The organism is Aliiruegeria haliotis (genome assembly GCF_003003255.1).
Taxonomy (GTDB): domain Bacteria; phylum Pseudomonadota; class Alphaproteobacteria; order Rhodobacterales; family Rhodobacteraceae; genus Tropicimonas; species Tropicimonas haliotis.
This window is the reverse complement of sequence record NZ_PVTD01000002.1, coordinates 100,670-121,389: the sequence shown is the minus strand read 5'-3', so window position 1 is coordinate 121,389 and position 20,720 is coordinate 100,670. Positions and strand designations below refer to the sequence as shown.

The window sequence follows — 20,720 nt, the reverse complement described above, 5'->3', positions numbered from 1 at the left end:
ATTGCCGACCAGTGCAGATGGCACGGTGATCCGTTGCCGCGTCCAACCGCAGATCACGGTGATCCCCGTCATGGCAGGGGGCGCGTGCCGAGGAAGGATCTCCTAAGCCTGAAGCTCCGGCCCCAGCCAATTGGCCTTGCCGACCCGTGTCAGGTAATCCGCGATCTCGTCGGCATTCTCATACCGCTCAACGACCGTGTTGTTGCCCTGCTTGCGCAGCGGGCTGGAAAGCCCGGCACCGGGTGGCAAGCCGAGATGTTCCAGCACTCGGCGGTCGAACCCCGGCGCGAACATATCCCTGTATTCCACCGTCAACAGCTGGTTGGGTAATGTCTGGAGCCAGTGCCCCAGGAGGAAATCCTTGTTGGCCAGTTCGTTGCACTGCGACGTGAGCCAATGCACATGTGCCTTCAGCTTCGGCGCTGGCTGTCCCGCGCCGGTACGGGTCCACTCGCCGGTGATCTCGGTGTGTCGCATGGATGCGAACTGCGCCAGCTTGTTTGCCCGGTGCACAAAGATCAGCTTCAGATCCGGACGTGACGGCAGAATGTCCGACAAAAGACGGGGGTTGTGCTGGAACAGCACCTTGATTCCGACCGCCTCCAGCGCGTCTTTGGTCCCCCATTTCCGCAGGCTCAACCGCTCGTCGAAAAACGCCGCAGGGTTGGCATCGCGCGCCACAAGTCTGTCGAAATCGTTGATCTTCTGGCCGTCGTCGTCAATCTGCCAGGGGTCGAAACTCTCCCCCCGGCACTGGATGCGCGGGTCGGAATTCAGAAGCGTCTGCAGATACGTGGTGCCGCTGCGCGGCAGGCCGAGGATCACGAAATACGTCATGTGCCACCTGTGCCCCGGTCGGCGCGTGGGTGCAAGACCGCAGAGCACCGCGATCCGGGACCGCTGCTATTGCGCGGCCACTTCGCGGGAGTCCTCGTCGTCGGGACCGGAGTCGCCGGTCGCCGGGCCGACCTTGGGCGCATTTGGAGACGCTTCACGATAGGCCGTCAGCGCCGCAGCCGCAGCGGCAGCCGCCGCCGTGGTGGTTTCCGTCGGGTGCTTGGCCACAGGCGTCGGGGGAGCGATGGAGGTATCCGGCGCGGCAGGCTCCGGTGCGGTAGCGACCTGTGCCGGGGCCGGCGCAGTGGTTGCGGCGGCCTGTGGGGCAGGGCTGGCCACCGCTTCCCCCTTGGCGCGACGGAACACCAGCATGTTCATGTAGACCGTTTGCGACCCAGTCAGGCCGCTACGTTCTTCCGCCGGCAACGTGTCTGCGCGGACATATTCCCAGCCTTGCGCACCAAGCTCGTTCATCCGCGCCTCGAGCGCGTTGGCGAAGCGTCCGGCGGCGCCCTTTACGCCCTTGCCCTTCTGGCCTTTGGCCGGGGCCGGGATGACCTTGTATTCGAAGATGGGCATTTCGGGCTCCGTCGATACCGCGTGAAAGCCCGTCTCTTAACCGATTCGCCCGGGAAGGTCCAAACTGCTGTGCGTCTGGACCGGAGACCTCTGGCCGACCAGCGCCGGTTCCGGCGGCCCACCGGCAAGAAACGGCCGTTTGCGCACCTCGTCGATACCGGGACGTGGGACGTTGCACCGCTGTCTGGGTCTGTCGGGGTTCGCTCCAAACGATCAGGACGCGCCGGAGCATGCACACTGCAAACCCGGCGCAACGTTGCCGCCCGCCGGCGGGTTTCGAGCGTCAGTCCGCTCGCTTCGGGCCGGCGCCTTAGGCGAGCTTCTTCGCGACGATCTCGTTCACCGCTTTCGGATTGGCCTTGCCACCAGTGGCCTTCATCACTTGGCCGACAAACCACCCGGCAAGCTTTGGGTTCACCTTGGCCTTCTCCACCTGGGCGGGGTTTGCCTCGATGATCTCGTCGACGACCTTTTCGATCGCACTGGTGTCTGTAACCTGCTTCATACCGCGTTTGTCAACGATTTCAGCAGGATCGCCACCTTCGGTATAGACGATCTCGAACAGTTCCTTGGCAATCTTGCCGGAGATGTCGCCCTTGGAAATCAGGTCGATGATCCCGCCAAGCTGAGCCGCGGACACCGGGCTTTCAGTGATGTCGTGATCTTCTTTCTTCAGCCGGCCGAACAGCTCGTTGATCACCCAGTTCGCCGCGAGCTTGCCGTCCCGGTTTGCGGCGACTTCCTCGAAGTAGTCCGCCGATTCCACATCGGCGGTCAGAACGGATGCGTCATATTCCGTCAGCCCGAAGTCGCTCACAAAACGGGACTTTTTCTCGTCCGGAAGCTCGGGGAGAGTGCTGCCGATCTTGTCAACCCATCCCTGTTCGATCTCCAGCGGCAGCAGGTCGGGGCAAGGGAAGTAGCGGTAGTCATGCGCCTCTTCCTTGGAGCGCATCGACCGTGTTTCGCCCTTCGCGGTATCGAACAGGCGGGTCTCCTGCACCACCTCGCCACCATCCTCGCGGATCGCGATCTGTCTGCGGGCCTCGTACTCGATTGCCTGCTGAATGAAGCGCATCGAGTTCATGTTCTTGATCTCGCAACGCGTACCAAGGTGCGAAAAGTCATTGGTTTCGCGGTACTTTTCGTAGTCGCCCGGGCGGCAGACAGAGACATTCACGTCCGCCCGCAGGTTGCCGTTCTGCATGTTGCCATCGCAGGTGCCGAGATACCGCAGGATCTGCCGCAGCTTTACGACATAGGCCGCCGCTTCTTCCGGGCCACGAATGTCGGGACGGGAGACGATCTCCATCAGCGCGACGCCGGTCCGGTTGAGGTCCACGAAGGACATGTGCGGATCCATGTCGTGGATCGATTTGCCCGCGTCCTGCTCCAGGTGGATGCGCTCGATGCGAACCTCGCGGGCCACGCCCGGTCCCATGTCGACCAGAACCTCGCCTTCGCCCACAATGGGATGATAGAGCTGCGAAATCTGGTAGCCCTGCGGCAAGTCCGGGTAGAAGTAGTTCTTCCGGTCGAATGCGGAAAACAGGTTGATCTCGGCCTTCAGGCCGAGGCCTGTGCGCACGGCCTGCTCCACGCAGAACTCGTTGATCACCGGCAACATGCCGGGCATGCCGGCGTCGATGAAGGCCACGTTGGAATTGGGCTCGGCACCGAACGTTGTCGAGGCGCCGGAGAACAGCTTGGCATTGGAGGACACCTGCGCGTGCACCTCCATCCCGATCACGAGTTCCCAGTCTTCCTTGGCCCCGGCGATGACCTTGGGCTTGGGGGCTTCATAGGTGAGGTCGAGCATTGCAGCGTCCTTGGAGCGGGTGGCCGAAGTCCACGTGGTATTAGGGGAGGCGCCGCGCAGGGGCAAGGGCATGGCGGCCGGGGAGGGCGTTTTCGCTCCGTGCGGCGGTGATTGCCAGCCAATACCCGCTCCGCCGGCGTCGAACCTTCCGAATTTGCGCCAAATCTGCCGGTCTCGCCCGCCCGCCATCCGCCCGTCGCCAGATTTCTGCCTCGATCCGGCCCGAGCCTGAACAATGGGAAAAGGTGCGGGCCGGTGCGGGCCCGATGGTCAAAGGGGGCTGGGGATGCCGTATCTCCTCGGACGACCGGCGTTTGTGCTGCGCCGATGGCGGGCGCCATGAGCGGCCGTGCAGAGGGACTTGTGGCCGATATCGGGGCGCTCCGGCCGGGGCTGCCACCGGAGGAGTTGCGCAAGATCTATCGCCGTCTTGCACGGCGGTATCATCCAGACGCGGGAAGCGAGCGCGCCTCGCGAGAGGCCATGGCGCGGATCAACGCGACCTACGATGCGCTGCGCCGTGCTGACAGGGACCCAGGCGGCATAGGCACTGCGGGGCGGGATCGCGCCGGTGAAGACCGCCGCGCCTGGGACGAGGCGATGGAATGGGCCGAAGCGCAGGAGCGGGTGCAATCCGCCGACAACGCTCGGGGCTATCCGTCAGCGCGGGCGCCAAGCCGGCCCTTTGCCCAGGATGACCCGCAACCCGAGTCCGACCCGACAATGGAACGCCATCGTTCGGATGCCGCGCGCCGTGCGGCAGAGGCGAGCTGGGCCCACTCGGGCGGTGCGGCGCAGCGCCCTGAAATGCCGCGGGCGGACGGGGGGGCGGACACGTCCGGCCCTTTCTCGGGGGGCTGGTCGGGTCAACCGGAGGACAGCGGCGCACGCCCTTCTGCCCGCCCCGGGCAAAACACCCGTACCGACCAGCCCTCAAGTGACGCTTCCGGAGCGCCCGAAATCCCGGACAGGATGGTCCCGGACGAACTCCTGCGCGCGGCGATGCAGGACATCGCGCTGACCGCGCTGGACGATTGGCTGGAGCATGCGCAGGGCCTGCCGAGAGATCCGGCCCGCCGGCGCATGGCGGTGGCCTTGGGGTTGCGGCTGCCCGGCCACTGCCCGGCCCTTCACCTGCCACGGGAGATCTGGGTCGAGGGCGGGGCGCTCTGCATGGGCTGTCCCGGCCCGTTGGAACCCGGTCCGAATATCCTCGTGCTTCCCGTCTGCGGGATCGAGGCGGGAGCGATCCGCCCGACTGGCTCGGTTCAGGCGCTTTTAAGGGACGTTCCACACGGGGTCGAAACGCTTGAAATATCCGCAACTGACTGGCGTCGCTACGGCTTCCGGCTTGAGGCATCGACAGCGCGCCCGCTGCGTTTGCAGTTCGACATGCAGGGTGAACCGGCGGCCCCAGAGCTGTGCGCGACCGCGGGTGTGCGCTATCGCGGCGTGTTCCGATAGGCCGGTTTCCCCGCGCCGGGGGCAGGAAGATGCCGATGGGAGCCCGTGTCACCTTTGCCGTTCGTCCCGGATCGGCTAGAACTTGCCGCGCCGGAGCCTGCCGGTGCTGCCACGAGATGTTCTGATGACCCAGTTTTCCCTCCGCGTCCTCAAGGTCGCCCTCGTTTTCGGCCTCGGCCTGTCGATCAGTGCCTGTTCGACCACCGAGGCGATGAATGACGCAAGCGATGCCACCAAGACCGCGACGGCATCCTCGAAGAATCACAACATGCGGTGGGACCACCGCCCCGAATCCGACAACTGGACCGACACGGCTCTGGAGGCTCTGCGCTCGCACGGATCCGTCCTGCCCTCGCTGGTGCCGCATGACATCGAGACCTGGTGTCCGGGTTATGCAACCGCCAGCCTTGAGGACCGCGAGGCGTTCTGGATCGGGCTGATCTCGACCTTGGCCAAGCACGAGAGCACATGGAACCCGGCTGCCGTGGGCGGTGGGGGGCGTTGGTTCGGGCTGGTGCAGATCGCGCCTTCGACCGCGCGGCTCTATGGCTGCGAGGCGCGCAGCGGAACGGCCCTGAAGAATGGCTCCCAGAACGTCTCCTGTGCCATCCGCATCATGTCCCGCACCGTGCCGCGCGATGGCGTTGTCTCGCGCGGGATGCGGGGCGTCGCGGCGGATTGGGGGCCGTTCCATTCCTCCAAGAAGCGCAATGACATGATCGCCTGGACGAACGCGCAGCCCTTCTGCCAGCCGAAGCCGGAGGTAAAGGGCCCGGCGACACTGTTCAAAGGCATGAACGGCTAGGGCGGAACGCTTCCGGGAGTCTGGGTGTTTTCCCGGAATATGTGCCGCCCTTGCATGATATGGCCGTAGTATATGTTGACTCTCTACGGGGATGCCCGCAAATTTTCGGACATGGATGCCACTGACCGGAAAATTTGCGCGCTTCTCCAAGCCAACGCCCGCACCTCCAGCACCGAGGTTGCGGAGGCTGTTGGCCTGTCTGTCTCTTCCGCCAATGAGCGCATCCGCCGCCTTGCCGCGCAGGGCGTCGTGCAGGGTTGGCACGCGGTGCTGGACCGTCAGGCCGCCGGCGCGGCGCTCTGCGCACATGTCTGGTTGGACATGGCCTTCGAGGGAGAGGCGGAGGCCTGCGAGGTCCTGGTGGCCCGGCCTGAGGTGCTCGAACTGCATCATGTGGTGGGCGCGCATTCCTACCTGATGAAGCTGCGGCTGCCGGACACACGTGCGCTGCAATCCTTTCTGAACGATGTGGTCAAACCCCTTCGGGCGGTCCAGCGGACAGAAAGCGTGATAGCGCTCTCGACACTGAAGGAGACGCTGACAGTTCCCATCTCAGGAAAGTCGGACAGTGGTCGCTAGCCTCGACATATTCCTGCGCGCGGTCGGGATCGGATTTGCCATCGCCGCGCCGGTGGGTCCGATCGGCCTGCTGTGTATCCGGCGCACACTTGTAGACGGGCGAGCGGCCGGTGTGGCCACCGGCCCGGGGGCGGCGACGGCCGATGCGGTCTATGGGCTGATGGTGGCGGCAGGCTTCGCGGCCACCGGGGTGCTGGTCTCCCATGCCCGGCCGCTTGCAATAGGTGGGGGGATGTTGATCGCCTGGCTGGGCCTGATGTCGGTGCGGGGCTTCCTGCGGGCGCCGGTCGCTGGACTGACCGCGGGCTTGCCGGTGGGACATGACCACCCGGCACGCGGTGTCCTGTCCGCCTGGGCGACCACCTTCGCGCTGACGCTTTCGAACCCGATGACGATCCTTGCCTTTGTCGGCATGGTGGCTGCCCTCGGCTCGGCCGCCGCTTCACAGCCGGCGGCCCCGTACTGGCTGGTCGGCGGCGTCTTCGCTGGATCAGCCCTCTGGTGGCTGTTGCTGGTGCAGATGGCCCTTGTGGCCCGGACCCGGCTGACCCCCGGCGCGACGCGCTGGCTGGACCTCGGGTCCGGGATCGTGTTGCTGCTTTGGGGGGGAACCAGTGTTCTCTCCGCCCTCTGAGCCGGCATCGTCTCAGCCTGTTGCCACCACCGACGAAAGCGCCTCTGCCAGCGCATCGCATTCTGTCGCCGTCCCGATGGAAACCCGCAACCAGTTGCGGGTCCGTTCCTGCGGAAAATGCCGCACGAGGATCCCCCGCTCCCGAAGGCCGGAAAGGATTTCCTCTGCCGGAACAGTTGCATGGGAAGCGAAGATGAAATTGGCGCAGGAGGGCAGGACCGTGAAGCCAAGCCCCTGTAGGGTCTCTGCGATCTGGTCCCGATCCACGATGACCCGGCCGCAGGTTTCCTCGAACCACGCCCGGTCCTCGAAGGCCGCCTGAGCCCCCGCGAGCGCGGCACGGCCCAGCGGGTAGGAGTTGAAGCTGTCCTTGACGCGGACAAGCGCCTCTATCAACTCGGGTTGCCCAAGCGCGAAGCCGACACGAAGCCCGGCCAGGCTGCGCGACTTGGAGAAGGTCTGCACCACCAGCAGGTTGTCATATCGCGGCACCAACCCCACGGCGCTTTCGCCTCCGAAGTCCACATATGCCTCGTCCACGATCACCACGGTGTCGGGATGGGCCGACAACACGGCCTCGACCGCTGACAGCGGGGCCGCAATCCCGGTCGGCGCGTTCGGATTGGCCAACACGATCCCGCCGCACGGCCCATCGAAGGCATCGGCGCGCCAGCGGAACGCCTCGTCCAGTGCGACGGTTGCAAAAGGAATGCCATGCAGGCCGCACCAGGTCGGATAAAAGCTGTATGTCACATCGGGGAAGCGAACCGGCCCCTTGTCGCGAAAGAAGGCGTTGAATGCGTGCCCCAGGACCTCGTCGGAGCCATTTCCGACAAAGACCTGCCCGGGGTCCAGATCATGGGCATCGGCAATCGCCGCGCGAAGGTCGGTTGCCATCGGATCGGGGTAGAGACGCATCGTATCGCCGATCTCTGCGCGCATCGCTTCCAACGCGGCGGGCGAGGGACCGTAGGGGTTCTCGTTCGTGTTCAACTTGATGAAGCGCCTGCCGCGCGGCTGCTCGCCGGGCGTATAGGGGGCAAGCGTCTCGACAAACGGGCTCCAGAACCGGCTCATGGCACTGCTTTCTCTCGCGGGGAATGGACCGGGCGCGTTGCCCATGGCCACGTCACCCTGTCATCTCTATGGGCTTGTGATCAGGCCGACATTGTCGAGCGGACCCACCGCGGGCGGCGGGTCATCTCCGCCAGCGAGACCGTCGGCGCATGACGGCCACCGAGCTTCAGCGTCGCCGCTTTCAACTCCTCGATCGCCTCGTTCGAATTCGATGACAGCGACTTCGCGGGGATCGGGCGGCCGAAGTTCAGGCGGTAGGGCTGTCTGTCCTTGTTCAGCGTCTCGTGGAACAACGTGATGTCGCGCAGGCTCGGATGGATCATGTCGAACAGGTAGAACAGCGCCGAGTTGCGGGCGCGGACGTTCACCGGGATCACATCGAGATCGAACTTGCGCGCGATCATCGCGGCGGAGGCCATCCAGTCCCGTTCGTGCAGCCTCAGCCAGCGCCGCTTTGCCAGCCGGCCAGAAGGAAAGATCACACCGACACGCCCCGCCTCGATGGCCTTGCGGGTGTAGGCCATCGTCTCCCGCGTCTTGGCATGGCTGCGCTTTTCAAGCCGCCACTCGACAGGGGCAATCATGGAGGTCATCTGCGGCAGCACCCGCAGGATGTCGGAGTTGGCATAGAAGAACGGGTCGGCGCGGGACTGGGTGATTGCGTGCCACATGATGATGCCGTCGGCGATGCCGGTCGGGTGATTGCAAACCACCAGGGCGGGGCCATTCGAAGGGACATTCTCCAGCCCGGAAATATCCACATCCTTGGCGATCATCCTGGCCATATGGGCCATGATCACGTCGGTGGGTTCGTCCTGCAGCTGACGGCCGAGTTCCACCGTACGCTCGTAGCCGAGCATATGGTTGAGAAGACTGTGGGCACTCCGGGCGACAAGGTTGTCCTGGAACAGCCACGCGGCACGTTCCTCGATCAGGGGATCGATTCGCTCACGCATCTCTCAAAACCTCCCCGTTTCGGGGCATCTGGGGGCAATACCCAATGTCTGTTCCAATCGAGACGACCCCGGCCTTGTCGGCGTTCCGCTTGTGCGGTCCGCCCGCTCTACAGCCCTAACTTAACGTCTTTGTGAAGCATTTACAGCCCCCAGAGCGGACAACGGCAATCGGACGCTCACTTTTCTGGCCCTGGAACCCGAATTGCGCGCCGGGCGCAGGTCCCGGCGATCCCGTCCGGTCGCGCTGCCTCACCCGGCAAGGATTCGTCCAACCATTTCTGTGGTATCGCGGCTCAGCCCCTCGGTGGCGGCGATCTTCTCCAGCACCTCCCGGATCATGCCCTGCCGATCTGCATCGTAGCGCCGCCAGGTCTGGAAAGCCGTCGTCATCCGGGCCGTGGTCTGCGGGTTCACGGGGTCGAGCCGGATCAGCCAGTCTCCGACCAGCCGGTAGTTGGCGCCGGTGGGCGCGTGGAAGCCCGCCGCATTCATGGCCAGACCGCCGATCACGGCCCGGAACCGGTTGGGATTCTTCCAGTCGAAATCGCTGTCCTCGGTCAGGCACTGCGCCCGCTCGGCGGCCTGATCGGGTGGCGCCATGGAAGCCTGGAGCCCGAACCACTTGTCCATGACCAGCCGGTCGCCCTGCCACTGCGCGCGGAACCGCGCAAGTTCGCTTTCGGCGGCATCGATATTCAGCAGCGCGGCAAGCGCGCCGAGTTGCTCGGTCATGTTGTCGGCCGTTTCAAACTGTGCCCGCGCCCGGGTGCCGTCGTCGACAAGCGTCAGGTAGCCGAGTGCGGCGCCGCGCAGGGCACGTTGTCCCGCGGCCTCGGCATCCGGCGAATAGGGGCCCGGTACGATCATGTCGTCATAGAGATCCGAGAGGGTTTCGCCGGAATGCTCGGCGATGGCCCGGGACAGCGCGCGAACGGACCTGCGGATCGCGAGCGGATCGGGCGTGCGTCGGGCCTCGAACAGCGTCTGCGCAAGGTCGTCCTGGCTCGGCAGTCCGAGCGCGAGGGCGCGGAAAGCAGGATCGAGGGTTTCGTCTCGCGCGACGGTGTTCAGCGCAGAGAGATAGTCCGGGGCAGGCGCGGCGTCTTCAGTGATCATCCGCACCAGGACATCCTTGGCCAGTGCCCGGCCGGCCTCCCAGCGATTGAACGGGTCCGTGTCATGGGCCAGCAGGAAGGCGCGCTCCGCGTTGGGGCTGTCGCGCTCGAGGATCACGGGGGCGGAGAAGTTGCGCAGGATCGACAGGACCGGCTTTGCACCGAGCCCCTCGAATGTGAACTCCTGCCGTGTCTCCGTCAGCTCCAGCACCTGCGTCGGGACCACCTCGTCCCCATTTGGCGACAGCAATCCGACGGCAACCGGGATGACCAGCGGCTCCGCCACCTCCTGGCCCGGTGTCGCCGGTGTGGCTTGGGTCAACGTCAATGTGTAGGTGCCATCGCTGAGGGCCTCCTCCACGCCGACACGCGGTGTGCCTGCCTGGCTATACCAGCGCTTGAATTGCGACAAGTCGCGCCCGGTGGCATCCTCGAAAACCTTCAGCCAGTCCTCGATCGTCGCCGCATCGCCATCGTGTCGCTCGAAATACAGATCCAGCGCCGCCTTGTATCCCGTGTCGCCCACAAGCGTCTTGAGCATGCCGATGACTTCGGCGCCTTTCTCGTAGACCGTGGCGGTGTAGAAATTGTTGATCTCCACGAAACTTTCCGGCCGGACCGGGTGCGCGAGAGGGCCGTTGTCCTCGCGGAACTGCCGCGCGCGCAATTCGAGCACATCCGAGATCCGCTTGACCGGGTGCGAGCGCATGTCGCCGGTGAATTGCTGGTCGCGGAAAACTGTCAGCCCTTCCTTCAGGCAGAGCTGGAACCAGTCCCGGCAGGTGATGCGATTGCCGGTCCAGTTGTGGAAATACTCATGCGCGATGATGCCCTCGATGCGCTCGAAATTGGCATCGGTCGCGGTTTCGGGGCTGGCGAGCACCGCAGAGGAGTTGAAGATGTTCAATCCCTTGTTCTCCATCGCGCCCATGTTGAAATCGTCCACGGCGACGATGTTGAAGATGTCGAGGTCATACTCGCGCCCGTAGACCTGCTCGTCCCACGCCATCGAGCGCTTCAGCGCGTCCATTCCGAAGGCGCATTTGTCCTTGTCACCGGGGCGCACCCAGATGTTCAGCTCCACCTGCTTTCCGGAGGCTGTGGTGAAGCTGTCGAGATGGTTGACCAGCTCGCCCGCCACCAGCGCGAAGAGGTAGGCGGGCTTGGGCCAGGGATCCACCCATTCGGCCCAGCCTTCGCCCTGCGCCACGGGATTGCCATTGGACAGCAGCACCGGCAAGTCGCCTTCGATACGAACCTTGAACGGGGCCATCACGTCGGGGCGGTCTGGGTAGTAGGTGATCTTGCGAAAGCCCTCGGCCTCGCATTGCGTGCAGTACATGCCATTCGACATGTAGAGCCCTTCGAGCGCGGTGTTGCTCTCCGGGGAAATCTCGACCTCCGCCTCCCAGACAAAGCGACCGCTAGGCACATCACAGGTAAGCCCTCCCTCGACGGGGCGGACCTCGACGGCTGCACCGTCAATTCTGGCACTGATGAGCTTCAATGCTTCACCATGCAGAAAAAACGTGCCGCCGTCGCTCTCCGGATTCGGAGCGAAGGTGATCTTCGAAAGAACTCTCGTGGTCGCGGGGGCAAGTCGGAAGGTCAGCTCAACCTGTTCCACGACATGCGTGAACGGCGTGTAATCGGCGAGATAAATGGTCCGGGGATCGGAATCGGGCATCGCAAATGGCCTCCCTTCAGGTGCGCGCAACTTATGGGGGCCGCGTTCAGGCTGCAATCGGCAATGGACGCCTGGCTTGTCGCCACAGGCCTCGCGCGATAGCGTCCAGCAACCCGTCCTCTTCCCCCGACTCCGGAGCTCCTGATGATCCTCTATGGCATTCCCACATGTGACACTTGCCGCAAGGCACGCAAGGCGCTTGAAGCCGCCGGCCATGACGTCACCTTTCGGGATATTCGCAAGGAACCGCTGCACGAGGCGGACTGGGTGTCCTTGCTGGAGCAGTTCGGAGATACCTTGCTGAACAGGCGATCCACGACTTGGAAGGGCCTGTCGGACAGTGACCGCGCGGGCGATCCTGCGGCGCTTTTGCGGGCCCATCCGACGTTGATGAAGCGGCCGGTTATCGAAGCGAAGGGCAAACGGACGCTCGGTTGGGATGCGGCTGCGAAGGCGACCTGGGGGTGCGAGGCGTGAGCGCAGGGGCGCACGCCCTTTGATCACAAGGGTCGGGTTCGGTGCGACACTGAAGGGCAGGCGATGGGTACTCAGCGGGATCGCGGGGTCATGCGAAGTGAAGTGACCTTGTCCCGAAGTCCGGCGAAGCGGCGATGGCCATTGAGGGCTTGAACTGCCGGCTGGAACGCCCGGAATGGGCTTGCCGAGGCTGACGGTCCACAGCGGTAGGAGGCAGGAAAGCGGTCCGGGGGGATGCCGCGCAGTAGGGAGTAGCCGCGCGTGGCGTTCCTGCCTCCGTTGGATCCGCGCCAAAGGGTTGACGCATGGGTTTTTCCTACCACAAACAATGCTGCAGCGCAGCATGCTTGGCGCCTGAGATCATTTGGCGTATCGGGTCGTGATCAAACTGATCAAATGCACGGCGGCATCCAGCAAAACTGCCCAGAAGAAAGGCAATTGCTGTCACTATTGAGTCATGTAGCGGCCTTGCGCATGAGCACGGCAACAATGTCCGGATTTGCGCGCTCCCAGGATTCGAACCGAAGGTATCCCTTTCGAAGCCGGGCATCTCGCAGGCGTGGGTCCGCAGATGCAAGATCATTCCGCTCGGAGCGAGACAGGAAGGCTTCGCAAACGCGCGACCGCTCCGGCTCGGCCGCTGCCCGGCATTCTCCCGGCAGGGCGCCGGCCATCGAGAACGTGAGAACGAGTTGGTAAAAGGCAAGAATTTTCAAGAGATCCGGCATTTCCTGCTCCATCTGGCAAGGGCCGAACTCCGATCGAAAGGTGAGCCCTCGCCAGCAAGACTCCCTCCCGCTGTGGGGAATCTATCGCAAACGGTGGGCCGGGAGACATGCAAATGCCGCAATGCGGCGTTTCCCAGGGCAGTGGAAGGGCCTCCCGCGTTTGGCGGACGGCCGGTTGACGGGCTAATCGGGCTCGATATCGACGGCTGACATGCGTCCGTCGCGCCCTTCGCGCAAGTCCAACTCTACCTTCATGTCGTCCGGTAGCCGGTGGGGCCTGACCGTTCCACGGATGAAATAGGCAGAACAATACCCTTGCCGCCGTCTTCGGGGGCGACAAAACCGTAACCGTTTGCAGTGTTAAATCATTTCACGGCGCCTGTCGGCATTTCCCGCGTCCGCTTCTTCTCACCTTTCTCCGCCCGCGAGAAATTGCGGCGGCGTGGTCACGTCGCCGGACTTCCTTCAGGCCAGCGCCAGTGGGACCTGTATGGCATCGTCACGGATCCGATGGTGCCGGAGATTTGCAACAAGACAACCGCCGGTCCCGGCTTCACCCGGTTTTCGGCCTGTCGATACCGATGAAACGATCAACCGAGATCGGACCTGCTCCCCGTAGCACCAACACGAGAAGTACGAACATCCAGAAGGCGCGCTGGTCCATGATCAGGCTGTCGGATGCGCGGTCGAACCAGGTGCCGATCGTGGCGGCATCGGCATGGTGACCGTGAATGTCGGTCAGCGATTGCACAGCGACGAATCCGATCATTCCGAGCGCGGCCAGTCGGGTAAAGAGGCCGATGACCAGCAGGAAAGGGAGGATGAACTCCGCCCAGGTGCCGGCCAGGATCACCAGCTTCTCGAAGATCGAGAACTGGGACGTGTCGTATAGAACCGCTTCGGCCTTCTGCGGGAAGATCTGCGCGTAGGCGCCGACGGAGGGGCTGAAGAGCCCGAAGATCCCGTCGCCGAGCTTGGTCATGGCCGACGCCCAGAAATACATCAGCAACACGGCGGCAAATGTGAAACGTGCGAGCGTCGGTATTGCCCAGGACGACAGCGCAGCGTCGATCCGGGAGAAGATCGCGTTGTGCAGCGAGACAATTGCGGTGAAGGCCGATCTGGCGGCGTGGCTGCGCGAAGAGGTGGGCGAGGTGCTGGCGTCGGACATGGGGATCAATCCTCGATGATGGCGGTGAGGGCGCCGCCGGACACAAGGGCGCCGAGAGTTGGAGTCAGGTCGAACTCGGGGTCGATTGCGGTGGCGGCCTCCACGGCTGTCCCGAAGGTCTCCCCCGATGTCAGCGCTTCCACAAAGGCCGCGCCGGCCGGGGACAGCGCCGTGACTACCGGGTCGAACCCCGGTCGCGTGACCAGTGCCGCCTCTTGCGTCATCTCCGGCTTGGGACCGTCGGTCGTGTTGAAGTGCCAGATCGCGGCAATCGGCCAGTCGGAGGACACGAGCCGCAGCGCGGGGGCGAGTGTGAAGCGGGCGGCCAGAAGGCGCTCCGGTGGCAGGTCCTGAAGGATCACTGGATCGAACGACGTGCCATCGGCGGCGTGGTAGCTTTCCCGCAGGGCCAGTTCCAGCCGGGCAACGTCGGGCAGGTAGCCGAGGTTCCGAAGCGGTTCGAACCCGGCGAGAAACTCTGGCATCGCGCTGCCGTAGAAGGCAATCAGCGGGCTTTCGGGCGGATGCTGGCGGACGAAGTGGCCTGCGAGGATGCTGAAGTTACTGTCACCGATGAGCTTGCAGATCACCGGGAAAGCCTCCGCCAAGGCCTTCGACAGGCTGACGACGACGTTGTTGCGATAGACGTCGAACCGTTTTCCGGCCCTTCTACCCTCGGGGTCGATCAACCCGTCGGGGACTGTTCGGGCCGGATCGAGAACGGCGGCGCGAAACTGTGTCTGGTCGACGTTCATTGCAGCACCGGGGCCAGGATCCGGGCGGCGCGTTCGGCCTCGGCCGCGAGCACCGGCCAATCGGGCACGTCGTTGTCCCACTCGACCAGGGTCGGACGCGGGCCCATCGCGACCACGGTTTCCGCGTAGAGCGTCCAGACCGGGTCCACGACTTCGGTGCCATGGGAGTCGATCAGCAGCGGCGCGCCGTGCTCGTCCTCCTGCGCGTCATGCCCGCCGAGATGCACCTCTCCCACCAGATCGAGGGGGAAGTTGGCAATGTAGTCGCGCGGGTTGAGCTTCTGGTTGGTGCAGGAGACAAAAACATTGTTGATATCAAGAAGCAGGCCGCAGCCTGTCCTGCGGGTGACCTCGCGCAGAAAATCAGTCTCTGCCATCTCGCTTTCGGCGAAGGCGAGATATGTGGAGGGGTTCTCCAGCAGCATCTCGCGGCCAAGCGTTTCCTGCACCTGGTCGATGTGCTCGGCCACACGGGTCAATGTCGCCTCCGTATAGGGAAGCGGCAGCAGATCGTTGAGAAAGGCGGTGTCATGTGTGGACCAGGCCAGGTGTTCCGAGAAGCTGGCCGGTTTCAACCAGTCCACAAGGTGCCGCAAGCGGGCCAAATGATCGGTGTCGAGTGTGCCCTCGCCGCCGATCGAAAGACCGACACCGTGCACCGAAATCGGGAACCGCTCCGCCAGGTGCCGCAATTGGGCAATCGGCCGACCGCCGTCGCCCATGTAGTTCTCGGCGTGGATTTCCAGCCAGCGGACCGGCCCGGGATCGGCAACGATGTCACTGAAATGCTGTGGCTTGTACCCGACACCGGAAGCCAGGGGGAGGGCGTCGTGGGTGGTGGCATCGAGCATGGGAATCTCCGTCGGGGTCGGGAGATGCCCGGCAGGGGGGCTGCCGGGCATCGGAACCATACCCGGGCGATATGCCCGGGTCACACAAGGGAATTACGCCGGCAGGTCCCGGTCAAGAGGTTCAAGCGAGCCCATGCGGCCGTCCGGCAACTCCATCGACGTGCAGGTGCCGGCATCGACCAGCGTCCAGGCGTTGCCCTGATAGTCGACGGTGGAGGTGCCGGCGCAGGTGGTGCCGGGGCCCGCGGCGCAGTCGTTCTTGCCGGCCATCGATACGCCGTAGCACTTCTCCTTGCCGTCCTGGGCGGCGGCCTCGGTGGTCGCGGTGGCCGAAATGGCGGCGGCGACAGCGCCGACAATTGCGAGTGTCTTTACATGCTTGGTCATGGAATCTCTCCTCCAGGTCCTGAGGTCACTTGAAAATGTGGGCACGGCGTGCCCGACGGTGTCCGCGCCGGGCACGATTGCATTTTATGCCGGCAAGTCGCGGTCCAGCGGTTCGAGCGAACCCATGCGGCCGTCCGGCAGTTCCATCGACGTGCAGGTGCCGGCATCGACGAGCGTCCAGGCGTTGCCCTGGTAGTCGACGGTGGAGGTGCCGGCGCAGGTGGTGCCGGGGCCCGCGGCGCAGTCGTTCTTGCCGGCCATCGAAACGCCGTAGCACTTTTCCTTTCCGTCCTGCGCGACAGCCTGCGTGGCTGCGGTTGCGGACACGGCCGCGGCGACGGCTCCGACGATAGCGAGCGTTTTCATGTGGTTGGACATGGGGATCCCTTTTCCTGTTCTCGTGTTCAGTCAGCCGCCGCGTCGTTGCGGGGCATGAACAAAGATTAGGCAGGGGGGCCGTTCAACTGCCATTCACAGGGCCGTGTGACACAGCCCCGTCATCCCGTGAAACAGGTTTCGTGAACGGCGGCAGGGTGTCAGTTCATCAGCAACTGCGCTTCATAGACGGTCAGGATCGGGCAGGCCGGGATCTGGGCCTGGGTGATAAGCTCTGGAAAAATTTCTTCTATTTCAAGGATCTGCGAGGTGCCGAGGGCTTCCTGTGCTTGTGGTCCTGTCAGCAGCGTCTCTGCCCAGTGGCCGTTTGCGCGTACAAGTTCATGGCTCTCCAGAAGCAGATGGCAATAGGTGACGCCATCGGCAGAGCCTTCGATTGTTACATTGCAATCATCGCAGAGCGCCTTGGCCGGGGCCAGTACCGACGCCTCGCCAAACAATGTTTCACATCGCCAGTTCTCGATCGCGACGCGATGCTGGGGCGAGACGAGGAGGTCATTCGCCGGGCTTCCGGGGCCAAGTGCACCGGCGCGGATCCGAATCGGCGCCAGGTGCGGGGCCAGATGCAGGTGTTTGCCCGTGAAATGGCGCTGGCCGGTCCACAGGATCGGCAAGGCGCCGGAATCCCGGGTCAGGACCTTGTCGCCGGGCTGAAGGGCCTCGACCGCAACGGGACCGTGCGGCGTATCGATCATGGTGCCCGCTGCAAAGCAGATGGTGTCGGGAGGTCCTTCGTATCCGAGCGACGGTCCGTCTGAGTGCTTTGCGAAGGTGTAGGTCGCGCCGGGATCAAGCGGCTGGTCCGCGTAGACGAGGTAGTTCAGCTTGGTGCCGCTGGAGGTTGTGTTCGAACTGCTGTCGCCGATTGCGATCACGGTGAACTCGATCGCGGGATCGTCGTCCGTGTAGAGGCGATACTCCGCCTCGATATAGGTAGAGTCCGCGGCGAAGGTGATGCCGTCGATCACGAGATCCTGCGCCAGCGTCGAGTATTCGCCCGTTTCCTTGTAGGCGTCCTGCAACAGGTTGTCGTCGTCGGAGACCTTGAAGGAGACCTGGCTGGCCGTGTCCGACAGTTCGGCGCGCGACCCCACCAGCGATCGGCCCACCGTCTCCGCCGATTTTGAATCGCCGGAGATCAATCCGTCAAAGTCGGAAAGTTTCCAACAGGTTAACCAATTCTCCGCCATAGCGCCTCACTTGCATGCAGCCAGTTCGGTCATGCAACGGCGCGCGTTTCGAATTGGTTTATGGGCTCAAAAAAAACGCGGCCCCGATCGGGGCCGCGCCAGCAGAGCTATCAGGCGTCCGCGAGATCGGGCGGGAGGGCTTCGCGGGCCAGCTCCGTCACGATCTGGTCGAGCGGCACGACTGTTGTGCGCTTCTCTCCAAGGCGGCGCAGGGTGACAGTCCGTTCCTCGACCTCCCGTTGCCCGACCGCGAGGATCACCGGTACCTTGCCCACCGAGTGCTCCCGGACCTTGTAGTTGATCTTCTCGTTGCGAATGTCGGCCTCGGCGCGCAGTCCGGCATCCCGCAGCGTCTTCACCGCCTCCAGAACGAACTCATCCGCATCCGAGACGATCGAGGCCACGACCACCTGACGGGGTGCAAGCCACATCGGCATGCGGCCGGCGTAGTTCTCGATCAGGATGCCGATGAACCGCTCGAAGGAGCCAAGAATGGCGCGGTGCAGCATCACCGGGCGGTGCTTCTCGCTGTCCTGGCCGATGTAATGGGCGTCGAGCCGTTCGGGCAGGTTGAAATCGGCCTGGAAGGTGCCGCATTGCCATTCGCGCCCGATTGCATCGGTCAGCTTGAAGTCGAGCTTCGGCCCGTAGAAAGCGCCTTCGCCGGGGTCCAGTTCGAAATCGTTGCGCACTTTGAGAATCGCCTTCTCCAGTGCGGCTTCCGCCTTGTCCCAGACTTCGTCGGAGCCAACCCGAACCTCGGGGCGGGTCGAGAGCTTGATATCGAACTTCGAGAAGCCGGTGTCGCGGTAGATGTCCGACAGCAAGTCGATGAACGCCGCGCATTCCTGCTCGATCTGGTCTTCGGTGCAGAAGATATGCGCGTCGTCCTGCGTGAAGCCGCGCACGCGCATCAGCCCGTGCAGCGCGCCATGCGCCTCGTAGCGATGGCAGGAGCCGAACTCGGCCAGCCGCAGCGGCAGGTCGCGATAGCTCTTGATGCCCTGATTGAACACCTGCACGTGGCAGGGGCAGTTCATCGGCTTGAGCGCGTTCATCCGCTTTTCATTGGCATGTTCCTCATCAATCTCGGTGATGAACATGTTTTCGCGGTACTTGTCCCAGTGGCCCGAGGCTTCCCAAAGCTTGCGGTCCACGACCTGCGGCGTCTTGATCTCCTTGTAGCCGGCCTTGTCCAGCTTGCGGCGCATGTACTCTTCCATCTCGCGGTAGATGGTCCAGCCATTGGGGTGCCAGAAGACCATCCCCGGCGCTTCCTCCTGGAAGTGGAACAACTCCATCTCCTTGCCAAGGCGCCTGTGATCGCGCTTCTCGGCCTCTTCGAGGAAGGTCAAGTACTCCTTGAGCTGCTTGCGGTTCTGGAAGGCCACGCCGTAGATCCGCTGCAACTGCGGGCGATTGCTGTCTCCGCGCCAGTAGGCGCCGGCCACCTTCATAAGCTTGAAGCTGTCCGCCGGGACCTGTCCCGTGTGCTGAAGGTGCGGGCCGCGGCACAGGTCCTGCCAATGGCCATGCCAGTACATCCGGATCGGCTCGTCGCCGGGGATGCTCTCGATCAGCTCGACCTTGTAGGGCTCGTTGTTGGCGGCATAAAACTTCACCGCCCGCTCGCGTTCCCAGACCTCGGTGGTGACCGGGTCACGGCGGTTGATGATCTCCTTCATCCTGGTCTCGATCTGGCCAAGATCCTCGGGCGTGAAGGGCTCTTCACGGTCGAAATCGTAATACCAGCCGTCCTTGATGACCGGGCCGATGGTGACTTGAACGTCGGGCCAGATCTCCTGCACGGCGCGCGCCATGATATGGGCAAGGTCGTGCCGGATCAGTTCCAGCGCCGGCCCGTCGTCCTTCATTGTGTTGATCGCAACGCTCGCGTCGGTTTCGATCGGCCACTGGAGATCCCAGTGCTGGCCATTGACCAGTGCCGAGATGGCTTTCTTGCCCAGCGAGGTGGAGATGGCAGAGGCGACTTCGGCGGGCGTTACGCCCTGCGGGAAGTCTCGGCTCGCGCCATCGGGGAATGTGAGGGAAATGTTGGCCATCTTGGCTCTCCTCGTCGGTTTGGCGCCCACGGAACGCCCGGTTGCAGGATATATGTGCGGCGTCTCTGTGCTCCCGTGTCGGGCGGAAGTCAACGGAAACCGGCGGTGGCGGCAAACTCTGCGCGCCTCCCGCGCGTTCCGGCCTCAGTCCAGGACGGGCGTGACCGGGGTACCGTCGACTGCATCTGTTCCGTGGCCCCGCGGCCCCAGCAGGGCCAGATGGGTTTCGAGCACCCGGATGGCATTGTGCAGCCCCTGGCGTTCCGGCCATGCGTGAAGGCATTGGGGGCCGCCGAAGCGCATCAGGAAGTGCAGAGCCTCTGCCGGCGCGCCGGATGCTGGGTGTTCGCTCGTCGCGGCAAGGTATCGGCGCACGATCCCGTTGGGGTTCTGGGCTTCGTAGAGCGCACGCAGCTTTGGTTCGTCCATGGCGGGGGGGCGGGTTGCCTCGTTTACAACCTGGGCAAACAGAAACGGGTTGCGACGCGCCGCGGCGGTCTCACCGCGGGTGATGTCGAATTCGAGCATCAGGAGGCTTTCCAACGGGAAGGAACTGGGTCCGGGAGAACAACAAGCATATCGCCCGGCCGGATGGCGAGTCCCTGAACTTGGGGACAGGCTCCCCGGAGGTGCTGGTTGGGGGGCTACATGCCCATGAACTTGCGGCGCGCCTCTGCTTCCATCGCGTGCCTCGTCTGGAGCGTCGACACCTCGGCCATCAATGCTCGCCGCGCTGCGGGATCCGTTTCCAGTGCAAGCCGTTCGTGAAGGGCGGCGATCTGTTTCTTGAGCTCAATCTCCCGTGGCAATGCCCCGGCCTCTGCCATGATCCGGTGCCCCACGGCGGTGCCGCTGTCGATCAATGCCGCTTCGGGTCGATGCGGCAAAGGTTTGCCCTCGCCGGAGAGCCCCTTGAGGTGCCCCTCGGCCTCTGCCTTGCGCATACGTTGTTCCGAGATCTTGTCCCAGCGCGTCACCATCTCGTTCTCCTTCCGGCGAGACCTGCCACCACTGTAGGTCGTGGTGCGCTGCGCCAGTTCAAGGGGCAATCCAGCAGCGGCCGTCGGTGGCCCGTTGGTCACGTTCACGTCAGAGCGTGGTGGGTCGGGCTTGGAAAGGGGACCTCAAAGTCATCAAAGGAGCGGTCTGC

22 protein-coding genes and 1 pseudogene are annotated in these 20,720 nt (G+C 64.0%); 6 read left to right on the top strand and 17 right to left on the bottom strand.

Annotated features, from left to right (window positions below; genetic code table 11):
• Positions 1 to 102: 102 nt before the first annotated feature.
• The 3 genes from CLV78_RS06000 to gatB all read right to left on the bottom strand — a co-directional run bounded on the left by CLV78_RS06000 (position 103) and on the right by gatB (position 3,235).
• Positions 103 to 837: a sulfotransferase family protein gene (locus CLV78_RS06000; RefSeq protein WP_106203891.1), complete on the bottom strand. Its 735-nt coding sequence runs from the start codon at positions 835 to 837 to the stop codon at positions 103 to 105.
• A gap of 66 nt (positions 838 to 903) precedes the next feature.
• Positions 904 to 1,416, bottom strand: a complete 513-nt coding sequence (locus CLV78_RS05995; RefSeq protein ID WP_106203890.1) for a DUF4177 domain-containing protein — start codon at positions 1,414 to 1,416, stop codon at positions 904 to 906.
• A gap of 310 nt (positions 1,417 to 1,726) precedes the next feature.
• Positions 1,727 to 3,235: an Asp-tRNA(Asn)/Glu-tRNA(Gln) amidotransferase subunit GatB gene (gene gatB, locus CLV78_RS05990; protein ID WP_106203889.1), complete on the bottom strand. Its 1,509-nt coding sequence runs from the start codon at positions 3,233 to 3,235 to the stop codon at positions 1,727 to 1,729.
• Between the two features lie 339 nt (positions 3,236 to 3,574).
• Here gatB and CLV78_RS05985 point away from each other — a divergent pair, with 339 nt between their 5' ends.
• From CLV78_RS05985 to CLV78_RS05970, 4 genes are all read left to right on the top strand, one after another.
• On the top strand, positions 3,575 to 4,699 hold the full coding sequence (locus tag CLV78_RS05985) for a J domain-containing protein (protein WP_146136645.1): 1,125 nt from the start codon (positions 3,575 to 3,577) through the stop codon (positions 4,697 to 4,699).
• A 124-nt stretch (positions 4,700 to 4,823) separates the two neighbouring features.
• On the top strand, positions 4,824 to 5,504 hold the full coding sequence (locus tag CLV78_RS05980; RefSeq protein ID WP_342751802.1) for a transglycosylase SLT domain-containing protein: 681 nt from the start codon (positions 4,824 to 4,826) through the stop codon (positions 5,502 to 5,504).
• Positions 5,505 to 5,615: 111 nt separating this feature from the next.
• Positions 5,616 to 6,083 carry an Lrp/AsnC family transcriptional regulator gene (locus CLV78_RS05975; RefSeq protein ID WP_158263453.1) on the top strand — a complete coding sequence of 156 codons (468 nt, stop codon included), beginning with the start codon at positions 5,616 to 5,618 and terminating at the stop codon, positions 6,081 to 6,083.
• Positions 6,073 to 6,717 carry a LysE family translocator gene (locus CLV78_RS05970; protein WP_106203886.1) on the top strand — a complete coding sequence of 215 codons (645 nt, stop codon included), beginning with the start codon at positions 6,073 to 6,075 and terminating at the stop codon, positions 6,715 to 6,717. The genes CLV78_RS05975 and CLV78_RS05970 overlap by 11 nt, the downstream gene beginning before the upstream one ends.
• Before the next feature lie 12 nt (positions 6,718 to 6,729).
• Here CLV78_RS05970 and CLV78_RS05965 read toward each other — a convergent pair whose 3' ends face one another.
• From CLV78_RS05965 to pepN, 3 genes are all read right to left on the bottom strand, one after another.
• Positions 6,730 to 7,794, bottom strand: coding sequence for a pyridoxal phosphate-dependent aminotransferase (locus CLV78_RS05965; protein ID WP_106203885.1), 1,065 nt, complete (start codon positions 7,792 to 7,794; stop codon positions 6,730 to 6,732).
• Between the two features lie 80 nt (positions 7,795 to 7,874).
• Complete coding sequence (locus CLV78_RS05960) at positions 7,875 to 8,750, bottom strand: 1-acyl-sn-glycerol-3-phosphate acyltransferase (protein ID WP_106203884.1); 876 nt, start codon at positions 8,748 to 8,750, stop codon at positions 7,875 to 7,877.
• Between the two features lie 249 nt (positions 8,751 to 8,999).
• On the bottom strand, positions 9,000 to 11,552 hold the full coding sequence (pepN, locus tag CLV78_RS05955) for an aminopeptidase N (RefSeq protein ID WP_106203883.1): 2,553 nt from the start codon (positions 11,550 to 11,552) through the stop codon (positions 9,000 to 9,002).
• A 144-nt stretch (positions 11,553 to 11,696) separates the two neighbouring features.
• Here pepN and CLV78_RS05950 point away from each other — a divergent pair, with 144 nt between their 5' ends.
• Complete coding sequence (locus tag CLV78_RS05950) at positions 11,697 to 12,029, top strand: arsenate reductase family protein (RefSeq protein ID WP_106203882.1); 333 nt, start codon at positions 11,697 to 11,699, stop codon at positions 12,027 to 12,029.
• A gap of 455 nt (positions 12,030 to 12,484) precedes the next feature.
• Here the strand turns inward: CLV78_RS05950 and CLV78_RS05945 are convergent, their stop codons facing one another.
• The 3 genes and pseudogenes from CLV78_RS05945 to CLV78_RS05935 all read right to left on the bottom strand — a co-directional run bounded on the left by CLV78_RS05945 (position 12,485) and on the right by CLV78_RS05935 (position 13,802).
• On the bottom strand, positions 12,485 to 12,757 hold the full coding sequence (locus CLV78_RS05945; protein ID WP_146136644.1) for a hypothetical protein: 273 nt from the start codon (positions 12,755 to 12,757) through the stop codon (positions 12,485 to 12,487).
• A 183-nt stretch (positions 12,758 to 12,940) separates the two neighbouring features.
• Positions 12,941 to 13,146: pseudogene (locus CLV78_RS24440) on the bottom strand (cold-shock protein).
• 164 nt (positions 13,147 to 13,310) lie between these two features.
• Entirely contained in the window at positions 13,311 to 13,802 is a 492-nt protein-coding gene (locus CLV78_RS05935) for a DoxX family protein (RefSeq protein ID WP_245924886.1), read from the bottom strand.
• Between CLV78_RS05935 and CLV78_RS24435 the strand changes: the two genes are divergently transcribed.
• Entirely contained in the window at positions 13,738 to 13,947 is a 210-nt protein-coding gene (locus CLV78_RS24435; protein ID WP_245924909.1) for a hypothetical protein, read from the top strand. The two genes, CLV78_RS05935 and CLV78_RS24435, sit on opposite strands and share 65 nt — an antisense overlap.
• Here CLV78_RS24435 and CLV78_RS05930 read toward each other — a convergent pair.
• From CLV78_RS05930 to CLV78_RS05895, 8 genes are all read right to left on the bottom strand, one after another.
• Entirely contained in the window at positions 13,934 to 14,683 is a 750-nt protein-coding gene (locus CLV78_RS05930) for an HvfC/BufC N-terminal domain-containing protein (RefSeq protein WP_106203879.1), read from the bottom strand. The genes CLV78_RS24435 and CLV78_RS05930 overlap by 14 nt on opposite strands.
• Complete coding sequence (gene bufB / locus CLV78_RS05925; protein WP_106203878.1) at positions 14,680 to 15,534, bottom strand: MNIO family bufferin maturase; 855 nt, start codon at positions 15,532 to 15,534, stop codon at positions 14,680 to 14,682. Before bufB ends, CLV78_RS05930 begins: the two co-directional genes overlap by 4 nt.
• 93 nt (positions 15,535 to 15,627) lie before the next feature.
• Positions 15,628 to 15,921 (bottom strand): BufA1 family periplasmic bufferin-type metallophore, encoded by a 294-nt coding sequence (locus CLV78_RS05920; protein ID WP_106203877.1) that lies wholly within the window; start codon positions 15,919 to 15,921, stop codon positions 15,628 to 15,630.
• Between the two features lie 84 nt (positions 15,922 to 16,005).
• The gene (locus CLV78_RS05915; RefSeq protein WP_106203876.1) at positions 16,006 to 16,299 is read right to left on the bottom strand and encodes a BufA1 family periplasmic bufferin-type metallophore; all 294 of its coding nucleotides are present in this window, start codon (positions 16,297 to 16,299) and stop codon (positions 16,006 to 16,008) included.
• Between the two features lie 158 nt (positions 16,300 to 16,457).
• Entirely contained in the window at positions 16,458 to 17,507 is a 1,050-nt protein-coding gene (locus CLV78_RS05910) for a Hint domain-containing protein (RefSeq protein WP_106203875.1), read from the bottom strand.
• Between the two features lie 110 nt (positions 17,508 to 17,617).
• Positions 17,618 to 19,570 (bottom strand): threonine--tRNA ligase, encoded by a 1,953-nt coding sequence (thrS, locus tag CLV78_RS05905; RefSeq protein WP_106203874.1) that lies wholly within the window; start codon positions 19,568 to 19,570, stop codon positions 17,618 to 17,620.
• A 144-nt stretch (positions 19,571 to 19,714) separates the two neighbouring features.
• On the bottom strand, positions 19,715 to 20,098 hold the full coding sequence (locus CLV78_RS05900; protein ID WP_106203873.1) for a hypothetical protein: 384 nt from the start codon (positions 20,096 to 20,098) through the stop codon (positions 19,715 to 19,717).
• A 116-nt stretch (positions 20,099 to 20,214) separates the two neighbouring features.
• Positions 20,215 to 20,550 (bottom strand): DnaJ family domain-containing protein, encoded by a 336-nt coding sequence (locus tag CLV78_RS05895; RefSeq protein ID WP_106203872.1) that lies wholly within the window; start codon positions 20,548 to 20,550, stop codon positions 20,215 to 20,217.
• Positions 20,551 to 20,720: the final 170 nt, after the last annotated feature.